Source organism: Cognatundibacterium oligocarboniphilum, from assembly GCF_013377855.1.
Lineage (GTDB): Bacteria > Pseudomonadota > Gammaproteobacteria > Burkholderiales > Burkholderiaceae_D > Undibacterium > Undibacterium oligocarboniphilum.
On sequence record NZ_JABXYJ010000005.1, the window covers coordinates 25,678 to 38,956 of the forward strand.

The 13,279-nt window shown below is 52.0% G+C and carries 12 protein-coding genes; 5 read left to right on the forward strand and 7 right to left on the reverse strand.

Annotation, left to right across the window (positions count from 1 at the left end):
* Positions 1–37: 37 nt before the first annotated feature.
* Positions 38–1,213 carry an acyl-CoA dehydrogenase gene (locus HV832_RS09390; RefSeq protein ID WP_176803574.1) on the forward strand — a complete coding sequence of 392 codons (1,176 nt, stop codon included), beginning with the start codon at positions 38–40 and terminating at the stop codon, positions 1,211–1,213.
* Positions 1,214–1,280: 67 nt separating this feature from the next.
* On the opposite strand, the gene HV832_RS09395 is transcribed toward HV832_RS09390, so the two are convergent.
* The 4 genes from HV832_RS09395 to HV832_RS09410 form a co-directional block, all read right to left on the reverse strand.
* Positions 1,281–2,603 (reverse strand): MFS transporter, encoded by a 1,323-nt coding sequence (locus HV832_RS09395; RefSeq protein ID WP_223827236.1) that lies wholly within the window; start codon positions 2,601–2,603, stop codon positions 1,281–1,283.
* Between the two features lie 36 nt (positions 2,604–2,639).
* Entirely contained in the window at positions 2,640–3,692 is a 1,053-nt protein-coding gene (locus tag HV832_RS09400; RefSeq protein ID WP_176803576.1) for a MerR family transcriptional regulator, read from the reverse strand.
* A gap of 217 nt (positions 3,693–3,909) precedes the next feature.
* Positions 3,910–4,836, reverse strand: coding sequence for an Hsp33 family molecular chaperone HslO (hslO, locus tag HV832_RS09405; RefSeq protein WP_176803578.1), 927 nt, complete (start codon positions 4,834–4,836; stop codon positions 3,910–3,912).
* Between the two features lie 92 nt (positions 4,837–4,928).
* Positions 4,929–5,453 carry a gamma carbonic anhydrase family protein gene (locus HV832_RS09410; protein ID WP_176803579.1) on the reverse strand — a complete coding sequence of 175 codons (525 nt, stop codon included), beginning with the start codon at positions 5,451–5,453 and terminating at the stop codon, positions 4,929–4,931.
* Positions 5,454–5,683: 230 nt separating this feature from the next.
* Here HV832_RS09410 and HV832_RS09415 point away from each other — a divergent pair, with 230 nt between their 5' ends.
* Positions 5,684–6,457 carry a ferritin-like domain-containing protein gene (locus tag HV832_RS09415; RefSeq protein ID WP_176803920.1) on the forward strand — a complete coding sequence of 258 codons (774 nt, stop codon included), beginning with the start codon at positions 5,684–5,686 and terminating at the stop codon, positions 6,455–6,457.
* Between the two features lie 215 nt (positions 6,458–6,672).
* Here the strand turns inward: HV832_RS09415 and HV832_RS09420 are convergent, their stop codons facing one another.
* On the reverse strand, positions 6,673–7,326 hold the full coding sequence (locus HV832_RS09420) for a head GIN domain-containing protein (RefSeq protein WP_223827238.1): 654 nt from the start codon (positions 7,324–7,326) through the stop codon (positions 6,673–6,675).
* Positions 7,327–7,463: 137 nt separating this feature from the next.
* Positions 7,464–8,033, reverse strand: a complete 570-nt coding sequence (locus HV832_RS09425) for a GNAT family N-acetyltransferase (protein ID WP_176803581.1) — start codon at positions 8,031–8,033, stop codon at positions 7,464–7,466.
* 151 nt (positions 8,034–8,184) lie between these two features.
* Between HV832_RS09425 and HV832_RS09430 the strand changes: the two genes are divergently transcribed.
* Entirely contained in the window at positions 8,185–8,817 is a 633-nt protein-coding gene (locus HV832_RS09430) for a flagella assembly protein FlgT middle domain-containing protein (RefSeq protein ID WP_176803583.1), read from the forward strand.
* 88 nt (positions 8,818–8,905) lie between these two features.
* On the opposite strand, the gene HV832_RS09435 is transcribed toward HV832_RS09430, so the two are convergent.
* The gene (locus HV832_RS09435) at positions 8,906–10,618 is read right to left on the reverse strand and encodes an acetate--CoA ligase (protein WP_399310518.1); all 1,713 of its coding nucleotides are present in this window, start codon (positions 10,616–10,618) and stop codon (positions 8,906–8,908) included.
* 142 nt (positions 10,619–10,760) lie between these two features.
* Between HV832_RS09435 and HV832_RS09440 the strand changes: the two genes are divergently transcribed.
* Entirely contained in the window at positions 10,761–11,651 is an 891-nt protein-coding gene (locus HV832_RS09440) for an alpha/beta fold hydrolase (RefSeq protein ID WP_176803585.1), read from the forward strand.
* A gap of 297 nt (positions 11,652–11,948) precedes the next feature.
* On the forward strand, positions 11,949–13,190 hold the full coding sequence (locus HV832_RS09445; protein ID WP_176803587.1) for a cystathionine gamma-synthase family protein: 1,242 nt from the start codon (positions 11,949–11,951) through the stop codon (positions 13,188–13,190).
* The last annotated feature ends 89 nt before the right edge of the window (positions 13,191–13,279 follow it).

The window sequence follows — 13,279 nt, forward strand, 5'->3', positions numbered from 1 at the left end:
GCTATCACTATGAAAATCAGATTCAGGAGAAAATCAGATGGCCAAAGCAGTATTCAGTTGGGAAGATCCGTTGTTATTGTCGTCGCAGTTGAGCGAAGAAGAGCGCATGGTGCAAGAAGCTGCCCGTGCTTATTGTGAAGAAAAACTGGCACCACGCGTTCTGGATGCTTTCCGTCACGAGCGTACTGACCCGACGATTTTCCGTGAAATGGGTGAGCTTGGTCTGTTGGGCTCGACAATTCCGGCTGAGTACGGCGGTGCAGGTCTGAACTATGTCTGCTACGGTCTGGTGGCACGTGAAGTGGAACGTATCGACTCTGGTTATCGCTCCATGATGAGTGTGCAGAGTTCGCTGGTGATGGTGCCGATCAATGAATTTGGCAGCGAGGCGCAGAAGCAGAAATATTTGCCGAAACTCGCCAGCGGCGAATGGATAGGCTGCTTCGGCCTGACCGAGCCAAATCATGGTTCTGACCCCGGCAGCATGGTGACCAGAGCCAAAACCGTACCTGGCGGTTATGCGCTGAGTGGCGCAAAAATGTGGATCACTAACAGCCCGATTGCCGATGTGTTTGTCGTCTGGGCCAAAACCGATGATGGCCGTATCCGCGGATTCATTCTTGAAAAAGGCTGGGAAGGACTGACGGCACCTGCGATTCATGGAAAGGTCGGCTTGCGTGCTTCTATTACTGGCGAAATCGTGATGGATGAAGTTTTCGTGCCGGAAGAAAATCTGCTGCCGCATGTGGAAGGTCTGAAGGGGCCATTCACCTGTCTGAATTCTGCGCGGTATGGTATTGCCTGGGGTGCGCTGGGTGCGGCTGAGTTCTGCTGGCATACGGCGCGTCAGTACACGCTGGACCGGACACAATTCGGCAGACCACTGGCAGCCAATCAGCTGGTCCAGAAAAAACTGGCGGATATGCAGACAGAAATCACCCTCGCTTTGCAAGGCTGTCTGCGTCTGGGAAGAATGAAGGATGAGGGTACTGCGGCCGTTGAGATCACTTCCATTATGAAGCGTAACTCCTGCGGTAAGTCACTGGAAATCGCCCGTGTTGCGCGTGATATGCTCGGTGGTAACGGTATTTCTGATGAGTTCGGTATTGCCCGCCATCTGGTGAACCTGGAAGTAGTGAATACCTACGAAGGTACTCACGATATCCATGCGTTGATTTTGGGCCGTGCGCAAACTGGTATCGCTGCTTTCTGATGATGCCAGGTATTTTCTGATCAAAAAAACGCACAGTTATGTGCGTTTTTTTATTTGGCAAAGGGTTTTATGCGGCGCTCTTCCGGCGTTCGCTGATATGTCGTATCGGTGATGCCGCGAATGCGATGAAAACGATCACCAACAAAATACTTCCGCACAGCAAAAACAGCTGTGGTAAAGACATACTGCGCATCAGCCATCCAGTCAGTGCTGACGACACCGGGCCGATACCGAGAAAAATAAACATGAACATGCTCATCGCCCGTCCCATCATCTGCGGCGGTACCTGTGTCTGTATCCAGGTGAAAACTGCCACCTGCAAATAACCCCCGAGACTGGCAATCAAAACCAGCAACAGCACGGCTTGCCAGCTGTGATGAATCAGTCCCAGTGGCATGAATAACAGACTGATAATCAGATCGACCAGCAGTAGTGTCCGCCCCAGATTGCCGAGACGCATACCGGGACGTATGCCAGATATCAGCATACCGAGTAAAGCGCCGGCACCGTGCGCACCGCTCAGCAGACCGAGTGTTCCAGCACTGTTATTCAATTGGGTTGCCAGCAAAGGCATTGCCAGCTGCATTGGCCCCATGATGAAAAAAGCAATCGCAGACCAGTACAGAAAACAGGTGCGCAATTCTTTCAATTCCCAGCAAAAACGCAGACCATCCCATACCTGATGCATGAGATGCCGGGATTGCCTGTCGTCGTGTGCGGGTTTGGATAAATGACGGGTAACCACCCGGCTCAATGTCCAGGCAGAAATGGCATAGCTGAGACAGTCCGTCAGAAAAGCTGCAGTCAGTCCATAAGAATCTGTCACCGGAGATTGTTTGCTGCTGGCCGTCAGCGAGATCATCAGACCTGCCAACACAGGGCCGGCAAACATGGTGAATTGTCGCAGACTCAGCATGATGCTGTTCGCAATGGGAAACTGCGCAGGTTCTACCACATGCGGCAACATGGAGCTCCCTGCAGGGATGCTGAATGCGGTGGAAATGCCGAGCCCCAGCGCAAAGCCGTATACCATCCACAACTGAAGTTCCCCGCTCAGTAAAATGGCAGACAGCAGTCCCAGCAAGACCGTATTAATGTATTTGGTCAGCATCATGACCCGCTTCGGTGAATAACGGTCAACAATCGCACCTCCCAGCAGAATGAAGACAGCCCGCGGGATCCCCAGCAGTGCCAGCACAATGCCAAGTGCCAGTGGATCTGTGGATAGTTTCAGCACCAGCCAGGGCAGAGCAATCAGCGTGAACTGGTCTCCGAGCATGGAGATCATGCCGCCGCTGATCAGCCAGCGGAAAGAGCGATTGGACAATAAGGCTGCGCGCGGCGATGGCGGCACTGAGGTTGACGTGGGTGGCATGACAGGTTTTTCCATCAACTTTTCCATTCCTGATGTATTGATTTTTAATGCTTATTTTTCTTTTGTCGTCGCTTGCCGGAGTTGCGCTTCAAGATGTATCAGGCCTTCCCGTGCATAGCGCATCAGGCTGTCAGACAGGCCTCCGTCGAGCAGAACACCGGTTTCCTGGCGATGAATGTCACGTACTTTTTGTACGACCTGCATGTCATTGCCCCAGGCATCCAGAAACAGGTTACGCCATTGCCGGAGCAAAGGTTGCATCTCGTCCGCCACTGGAGGGATACCTGCCAGCATTTTTTCCCGGATATCAGAAAACAGGGTATTCCACGCATCTGCATTTTGAAACGAAGATGTTTTAAAAAAGCGCAATTCTTTTTCAGTCAGATAACGACGATAGATGCCATACCGGACTTCGATGGATGCCATGCTGATATAGTCGATCAGTTCCCCATTCACACCCGTCAATGCCTGGATTCCCGGTTCATTTCTGTGCAGACGCGACAAATGCAGCACATAGCGCGGCATATTTGGCATCAAGTCATTCGTGATGGTGATCCATCTGACTGCCAGATCCTGTGCTGCCGGATCGGAAGGTGGAGTCTGTCTTTCCATCAGTGCATGGACTTCTGTAATCAATGGGCGGATGGCCTGATCGAGCAATTGTTTCTGCTGTCCTGAACGTAGCCAGAGTAACTCTTCCGGAGTGAAGTAGCGGTCGGCGACACTGTACATTTCCAACGCCAGCAGCCAGTCATCCAGCGGTAGTTGATCGTTCGCCTCGAGCAGATGGTGCAAGGTTTGTAAGCGCTGCTGCAATAACTGCTGCTTTTTGATTTGCTGATCGACTATCTCCAGCTGTTCGCTGATCAGCCTCTGTAAGCCAGTCTGTTCCCGGTCAATCAGAGTGGCGATCTCGGTTAAGGGTAAATGCAGGCGGCGTAAGGTTTGTATCCGGAACAGGCGGGTAACATCTTCCCGGCTATACAGGCGGTAGCCCGACTCTGAACGGGCGGTAGGACGTAACAGTCCTATGCTGTCGTAGTGATGCAAAGTACGTACTGTCAGCCCGGCGCGTTTTGCCAGCTCTCCGATTTTGAGTCGCATGGGTATTTTCTGCTTTTCGTCAATAGCAATCATCTGATGAATGACACTATAAAGTCTGACGTTGCGTCATGGTCAAGGGTTTTTGATGCTGAGGTGAGTGTCTGAGATAGTCTGAAAAAGACAGGCGGGATTAATGCTGATAAGCGTGAGGCCATCAGCATTGCCGGAAAGGAGGCAGCAGTAACCAGTGGGGAGCAGCTACCGCTGACGCTGTGTATCAGTGTTTCATATTACTGGCAGGCTGGGTGCCGTCTGCCAGTGTGCTGGTGACAAACAGCTGAGCACAGTCTACCGGGTCGAAGGCGTAATGCTTACCGCAGAAATCACAGTTGATGTCGATTTCCCCCAGCTCGGCGAGGGTATTCTCAATTTCTGTACTGCCCAGCATTTTTAACATATCGCCGACTTTTTCCCGGGTGCAGCTGCAATGAAACACTGGATGTAATGGGTCAAACACCCGCAGCGTCTGTTCCCAGAACAAGCGGTGCATCAGCGTGCTGATGTTGTGTTCCAGCATTTCTCCACGTTTGAGGGTATCTCCGAGCATCACTGCATGGTTCCAGGCTTCTTCGGGATTTTCTGTCTTTACTTCGATACCGCCGGTATGCGGCAACTTTTGCAGCAGCAGGCCGCGGGCTACCTGATTGTCGGCAGCCAGCCAGAGTTTGGTATCGAGCTGTTCGGAGCGCAACATATAATTTTCGATGATGGTGGCAATGTTATCGCCATCCAGCGGCACGATACCTTGATAGGCCTGCTGGCCAGGCAGTTTATCGTTAGGGTCCAGCGTAATCACGAAACGTCCCTGTCCATGTGCATGAACCAGATCGCGCAGGGTCTCATGGTCTTCAATCACGGCATCGTCGGCCAGCTTGGCTGTGGCTCGCAGGCGCAGCTGATCGTCACATTCCACGACCATCAGTTTGACCGGACCATCGCCGTGAATCTGCATAATCATCGTACCGTCAAATTTCAGATTCGCAGATAACAGCGCTGAAGCCGCCATCAGTTCACCCAGAACGATTTGTACCGCTTTTGGATAAGTGCGGTGTGACTGCATTTGCTGCCATGCCGTTTCCAGTTCCACCAGTTCGCCGCGGACGCCGGCGTGTTCAAACATAAATTTTTGTAAAGTATCAGTCATAGTGCAATTGTGTACGATCCCAAGGGGGGCAGTGTAAAGCGGATGCGCAGAGTCAGTCTGATTGCGTCAGAACCGGCGCTGGTCCGGAAAAATTAGTCGATACGGCGCAATTGGGTTTTGTAAAGCTGGCCGCGTTGTGCATAGTTAGCGGTATTCATGTGCATCCGCATGCGGTCATCGTCGTTGAGTTCGCGGACAGCCTTGGCTGGTGAACCGATGATCAGTGAATTATCCGGAAATTCTTTACCTTCGGTAACCAGTGCACCAGCGCCGACCAGACAGTTTTTTCCTATTTTAGCGCCATTCAGAATCACCGCCTGAATGCCGATCAGCGATCCTTCGCCGATCGTGCAGCCGTGCAGCATCGCCTGATGGCCAACCGTCACATTAGGACCGATCGTCAAAGGAAACCCGGGATCGGTATGCAGAATACAGCCTTCCTGCACATTGCTGTTTTCACTGACAGTGATTAACTCATTGTCGCCGCGGATGGTGACGTCAAACCAGATGCTGGCTTTGGCTTCAATGCGGACTTTGCCAATGATTTTTGCCGTATCGGTAATGTAAGCAGAGGCATCGATTTCCGGTGCGATATCACCTAATTGGTAGATGGGCATAATAATTCCGTAAAATAGCGGCTGAAAAAACTGCTTTCGTCCACAGGTCCAGAAGACAGCCTGATGGCAGAAACCAGCGCGAGTGATTGCAATGGCATCAAGGGAATGATGGTGGACGGTACTTTGCCCTGATATTGATTAAAATCATCCCGGATACGCTATTTTAACGCTCCGTGCCATGCTGTGCCGGAGTCATGCATTGATTGAACGATTTGAACACTGAGGTGATGATGGAGTTACGTCATGAAGCCCTGCTGGCATTGCTTGATTGCGATACCGGCAGCAAGTGCCGGCGTGTGCTGGCCATCCCCGATACGGTGGTGCTCGACATTTGTTGTCAGATCACGACTCCCGAAGGCATTCCCGGCCGCCCGGTGAAACCGGAACTGGTCACGCCCGGTCAGGTCGGGCGTCGTGCCATGCATACCGTGGAAGGCCGGGCAGTGCTGATTCATGCGCTGGCACACATTGAGCTGAATGCAGTTAATCTGGCCTGCGATATTCTCTGGCGTTTTCCCGGTATGCCGGAACGCTTTTACCGCGACTGGCTGAAAGTCGCCAGGGAAGAGGCCTGTCATTTTCAACTGCTGCAAGCGCATTTGCAGACGCTGGGTTACGCCTACGGTGACTTTACAGCGCATAACAGTTTATGGGAAATGGCAGCAAAAACCAGTCAGGATCTGATTGCCCGACTAGCGCTGGTGCCGCGCACGCTGGAGGCGCGCGGACTGGATGTGACCCCCGGTATTGCCGCCAAACTGGCGCAGGCCGGAGATCAGGCGGCTGCCGATATTCTGGATATTATTTACCGCGATGAAATTGGTCATGTCGCTATCGGTAACGACTGGTATAAAACATTATGTCAACAACAGCAGCTTGATCCGGTCGCCACTTATGCCGTGTTGGCCGAAAAATACAAAGCCCCGCGTTTGCGCGGGCCTTTCAATCTGGAAGGACGACGTGCTGCCGGTTTCGATGAAAATGAGCTGATGGCACTGACGTAAATGCCCGCGAAACGGCCATCCGCGGCCGGATAAACGCATCAATACCAATACCTGCGGGCATTCCAGATCAGGCGCAGTAGCGATGAAAGAGCGCTGATTATGTATTCCAGACTGCCGCGTTCAGCGCACCTCTGACCAGAAACTGATTTTTTCCCAGTTGTGTTGAACCCGTTGCCTTGACCGGTACGCGGCGTTGAACTATTTCAGTGAGTTATTTAGTCGCCGGCATGAATGCTGCCTATACCCTCGACGCTTTTCACCAGTTGCTTCGGATTTCCGTAATAGGTCAGGGTGCCGATACCCTGTACGTTGGCATTCAGTTTTTCGCGGGCGTTGACCGAAACTGCGCCAATGCCTTCCACATTCACATCGGCCCGCTCCGCCACCAGATCTTTGGTTTCAACCAGTCCGACACCTTGTGCGCGTAACCGCAGATATTTGGTCTTTCCCGTTGCAACCAGCATACCTGCACCTTCATAAGACAACTCAAATTCATCGCTGTTAATGTTGATCAGCTTCGTCAGGCCGGCTCCTTCCATTTTGAAGCGATTGAGTTGCGGAACGGTAATGATGACTTGCGCATCATCCGAAATATGGATGTTGTGCTTTTCTTTATAAGACAGAATGAGTTCATTGCCGATCACCTCAGTGATCACTCTGGAAGCAAATTTTTCATTGCCTTTAATGGTAATCGACTGCGTTTTACCGACTTCCACCGTCACATTCATCGCACTGTGGCTTTTGATGACATTAAAGCTGGCGACGTTGCGGCTGAAATCTTCCGCTATCGCTGCGTGGCAGAATAAAAACGCAGAGAAAAACAGGCCAGACAGCGTGACAGCAGAACGATTTGGTTGAATGCGCATCATGTTCTCCAGAGAAAGTAAGTGAAACCGGAGTCAGCCGGAATGCGGCGATTATCTGCCGGCATCACCAATACTGAAACCTTCTTGCGACAAAGTGCAAAATTCATGGTTCAGAATGCTTTTTTTAGCAGGAAGACTGATCATTGATCTGGGCTCGCAGAGCCGACTGCGACATCCTCTGAATGGTTGGCGTGTCGTTCAAAATACAGCAGATCCATCCACTTTCCATTTCGCAGCAAGGCAGAATGTGCGTGACCAAATTGGGTAAATCCGCATTTCCGCATGATCGCCAGCGATGAATGATTGTCCGCGATGACCATTGCTTCAATGCGCCACAGACCGAGTGTTGCAAAAGCATGGTGAGCTACTGCGCTAACGGCTTCGGTGGCGTAACCCTGTCCACCATGGCGGGCGCTGAAACGGTAGCCCAGGGTCGCCCTGAAATAATCCTTTTTTTCAATGCCGCGCAGAGTGATGCGACCAACGATTTCATCGCCATACCATGCCAGGTAATGCAATTCCTGCTGGGCTTGCGCCTGCCACTGTGCTTGCCGCAGGCTCTCACGAACATTATCAGGTGTGTAGAATGCTGCGCCGCGGCTGGCGATCCATTGTTCGAAGTGCCTCCGGTTTTCCAGCTCAAAAGCAAGCAGGGCGGTGCTGTCATCGGTATGAGCCAGGCGTATGTGGAGACGGGCTGAGGAGATCATTGCAGCATGCTGTTCCGGATATTGTAGAAGCGATAGCGCCGGCAAAAACGCATTTCACCGGACAGATGTGTTTAAATAATGCCACTGCTGGCAGCGCATCAGCAGATTTTGCAGATGCACACATTCCTCTTTTGAATTAGTGAATATTATCATGCGAGTTCTGATATCCATTCTGTTCCGGTTGTTGTTTCTGCTTGGTGCTTCCGGTGTACTGGTGAGTTTTTCCGATGCTGCAGCACAGACTGTCCGTGTGAATCGAGGAGCCGCAATTACCGTATTACTGACCGGGTTTGCCGTGAATAAGCCAGCGCAGGTTCAGGATATTGATGACATTGCACAGGGGTTACCGCGGGCACTGGTACGCCGTCTGGCACAAACTCCGTCATTTCAGATCAAAACAACACCGGACTTATTATCGCTCGACTGGCAATTCAGTCAGGCGGATAGTAAATTGCTGGCGCAGACTGCGGCTTTGTATCATGTGCAGTACGTGATTGCAGGGCAAGTTCTGAACGCCGGAGTTCATACCGAGCCGGTGTGGCTGGGATTGCGGGAGAAAAAACACAGGGCGCTGCAACTGGAAATCCATTTATATGATGCCCTGGCCGGAGTGCTGGTGCAGCGTTACGAATTTTCCACGAGTGTAACCGGTGATGTGCAGATCGGCAGAGAACATGTATTTGATGGCGCCGGATTTCAGGCAACAGTTTATGGAAAAGCCATCGATGGGTTGCTGGACGAGATTGCGCAGAAAATGGGTGCCAAAATCCTGAGTTTGCCCTGAGGTGATTAAGCCGCCCGGCATGGCCTGAATATGGAGGAAGGTGAAAGACTGCCGGTTGGTGAGCCGGACAGCCCGTTTCTTGCAGATATTACGTACGTTTTTGTTTGAATCTTTCCTGCTCCTGCAGGCGTAGTACCCGCCGCTGCACTTTGCCGGTTGTCGTCATGGGCAAGGCATCGATAAATTCAATTTCTTTCGGATATTCATAGGGAGCGAGTTTTCCCTTGACGTGTTTCTGCAATTCCAGAATCAGCTTGTCACTGGCTTTGTAGCCAGGGCTCAGCACGACGTATGCTTTGACCAGATTGCCGCGTTCTTTGTCCGGCTTGGGAACCACCGCAGTATTGGCGACAGCAGGATGCTTGACCAGACAATTTTCAATTTCTGACGGACCAATCCGGTAGCCGGCTGCCTTGAACATATCATCTGCCCGACCCTGATACCACAGATAACCATCGACATCAGCATAGGCGAGATCGCCGGTGCGGCACCAGTCGCCGGAAAATTTATCGCGGGTTGCGGAATCATTTTTCCAATAGCCGAGGAAAAACACCGGATCGGGATGACCATGAATATCAAAGCGGTGCATGGCAACTTCACCGGTCACTCCTGCGCCGACCGGCTTGCCATCATCATCAATCACAGCAACCTGATGACCCGGATAGGGGCGCCCCATGCTACCGGGGCGGGCAGGCCATTGCTGGTGGCTGTTGCCGACGATGTAGTTCATCTCTGTCTGGCCAAACATTTCATTCGGGATGACATTCAGCGCCTGTTCGCACCAGTGGAATACAGCGTCCCCGACGGCTTCTCCGGCACTCATGATGGCACGCAGTTTCAATTTGTATTTTTCACGCGGTGCGGGTTCCGCTTTCATCATCATTTTGAGGGCGGTAGGGAACAGGAAGGTATTGGTGATTTTGTATTTTTCCAGCAGATAGAACGCCGTTTCTGCGGTGAATCGACCCTGATAGCCGACAATCGGTTGACCGAAATACAGTGATGGCAACAACGCATCCATCAGACCGCCAGTCCAGGCCCAGTCGGCCGGTGACCAGAACACATCTTTCTTTTTGGGAAACCAGTTCTGGGAAGCGACAAAGCCGGTCAGATTGCCAATGATTGCCGAATGAGGGATCAGCGCGCCCTTTGGTGCGCCTGTGGTACCGCTGGTGTAAATCAGAATTGCCGGATCGGTAGCGCGGGTCTGGATCATTTCAAAATCAACCGGCATTTGCGGCAGATAATTTGCCCATTCCAGATGCGGGAAATCGGCAGGTGCATGTGGACAATCGACGGTAATGAGGGTCTGCAGGTGTGGGCAGCTCCGGGCAATTGATAAATAGGCATCCAGTCCGCTGCTGTCGAGTATCAGTGCTTTGGCTTCGCTATGTTGCAGCCGGTATTCCAGCGCTTCCGGCCCGAACAGAAAAGACAGCGGCATCACGATTGCCCCCATCTGCAGACAGGCCATGATCGTAATGGCCGTCTCTGGCCGTTGCGGCATGATGCAGGCGACTACATCGCCACGCTGTACGCCTTGTAATTGCAACAGGTGAGACAGTTGATTGGCTGCCTTGGATAAACCTGCGTAACTCAGGCGGCTGGTGTTGCCTGCACTGTCTTCGTGATAAATGGCGGTACGTTTTGTCTCAGACGCCCAGCGTCGACAGCATGCTTCGGCGATATTGAAATACAGTGGAACTTCCCACCGGAAATTCCGGTATAGCGTTGAATAATGATCGACGCTATCTGCAGCCATGTCTGTCACCTGCGATTTGAGGGTGTCCTGCGGTTTCATCGGGTCTCCGTTATAATTATCGAACGGTCGTTCTATTGTTGTCAGTGTTATCCTTGCGTTTCAGATATCTGCATCCTACTGCATATCGTTCTTTCCTGAGCTTTGCCGGAAAGATTTTCTTGATGAAAAGAATTAATCAGCCATGTCTATTGCCCGTCTGCCTTCCCGTTCTGAGTTCATTCAAGTCCGTGGTTTACGTTACCACGTCCGCCACTGGGGTAATGAAGATGCGCCATTAATTGTCATGCTGCATGGCTGGATGGACGTGTCAGCATCATTTCAGTTTGTAGTGGATCATCTGCAGCACGACTGGCATGTCATCGCGCCGGATTTGCGGGGATTTGGCCTGACCGATACACCGGGAACGGATACCTACTGGTTTCCGGATTATCTGGGTGACCTGGATGCCGTTCTGCAGCATTACGTACCGCAAGGTCCTGTGAATTTGCTGGGCCACAGTATGGGGGCGAATGTGGCTGGTCTGTATGCTGGCACACGGCCTGAACGGGTGCGTCGGCTGGTGAACCTGGAAGGTTTCGGTTTACCTGCCACCCATGCGGAGCAGGCCCCGGGCCGTTATCGTCAGTGGCTTGATGAATTGCGGCGACCGCCGTCGCTGCGGACTTACGTTTCGCAGGCCGAAGTTGCTGCACGCCTGCAAAAGACCAATCCGCGTTTGTCGGATGAGCGTGCAGCCTTTCTTTCCGGTTGCTGGGCAAAACAGGATTCGGAAGGGCGGTGGGTCATCTTAGGCGACCCTGCACATAAACAGACCAGCCCGCTGTTATTCCATGTCGAGGAAGTCATGGCGTGCTGGCGGCAGATCACCGCACCGGTATTGTGGATGCAGGCTGATGATACCGATGTATGGCACTGGATGGGGCCGAAAGAGCAGGCGCAGGCAGAGATTGACCGGCGCCTGGCACATATTCCGCAATTGCAGAAGGAGATGATCACCAATGCAGGGCATATGCTGCATCATGACCAGCCGGAATTGCTGGCAAGTCTGATTGAGGATTTTTTACTCAGATAATTTGTTGATGTCGTTTTTTTTCGCGTCACCTGCAGTCCGGTAAAAGGCGGCAGGTTGAGGAAGATTCCAATGATCAGATTCAGCATGCGATCGTACTCAGGCCAATCCTGTCATCATGAGATAAGGTTATCTGCGGTACACTGACAGGCTAAGGACTTACACAAAATACGACAGCGATACTTGGTGTCTTGCCGCGCAATCTGCATTGCCTTCATCGCCATGTTTTGCCGCTATTTTTTTGTGTCATCCTGAAATTCTGTATTTGCTAATGCTGGCCAATTCAAGGTGTATTTAAAGATGAGTGACAAGATTTCCTGCGGTTTTACCACGACCATCCTGCATAACGACCGTCAGAAAGAAATAGAGCACGGTTCCGTTCATAAGCCTGTACATACGGCAGTCATGTTTGGCTATAAAGATGCCCGCGCGTTGGCAGATGTTTTTCAGGGCAAGCAATCCGGTTATCGTTATGGCCGCCAGGGTAATCCGACGGTCTCGGCACTCGAAGATAAAATCACCAAAATGGAAGATGGCATTGCCACGATTGCGTTTGCCACCGGCATGGCCGCGATCGGTGCAGTGTTTCAGGCATTGCTACGGCAGGGGGATCATATTGTTTCTTCCCGGTTTTTATTCGGTAATACCAATAGTCTTTGGCAGACCACGGCAGCACAGGGCCTGAATGTCTCGATGGTGGATGCGACGGATGTTGCCAACGTTGAAGCGGCACTGACGCCTGCCACCCGTATGGTATTTGTGGAAACCGTCGCCAATCCGCGTACCCAGATTGCTGATCTGAAGCGTATCGGCGATTTATGTCAGGCTCGCGGGATACTGTTTGTCGTTGATAACACCATGACTTCACCTTACCTGTTCCGCCCCAAGAGTGTGGGTGCTGGTCTGGTGGTGAATTCTCTGACTAAATATATCGCCGGTCATGGCAATGTCTTGGGCGGCGCCCTGACCGACACGGGTCTGTTCAACTGGACCAATTTTCCGAATATTGCGCCTAATTTCCGTAAACAGCCTGCACCGGCGCAAGGCATGGCACAGATACGTGCGAAGGCTTTGCGTGATTTTGGTGCGTCTTTATCTCCTGAAGCTGCACACCAGATTGCCATCGGCGCAGAAACAATAGCTTTGCGCATGGAGCGCGCCTGCGCAAATGCGGCAGCGCTGGCAGCGATGCTTGAAGCTGATCCAAGGGTGGCAAAAGTGCATTATCCCGGGCTGGCCTCTCATCCTCAGCATACGCTGGCAACCGGATTATTCCGTGCTTACGGAGCCTTATTCAGTTTTGAATTACAACCTGAAATCGACTGTTTTGATTATCTGAACCGGCTGCAGCTGGCAATCAATGCGACCCATCTGGGAGATACCCGTACGCTTGTGATTCCTGTGGCGCACACCATCTTCTTTGAAATGGGGGCAGAGCAGCGGGCAAAGATGGGTATTGCCGATTCACTCATCAGGGTATCTGTCGGTATTGAAGACACGTCGGATTTATTACATGATTTTGCGCAGGCTTTACAGGCCTGATCTGACTGGCTTTGAACGATATCAACCGGGGCTGAGATCACGGTTTTTTGAATGGTCGCTCCAGCAGGTGGTTTGTACAATAACGCCAG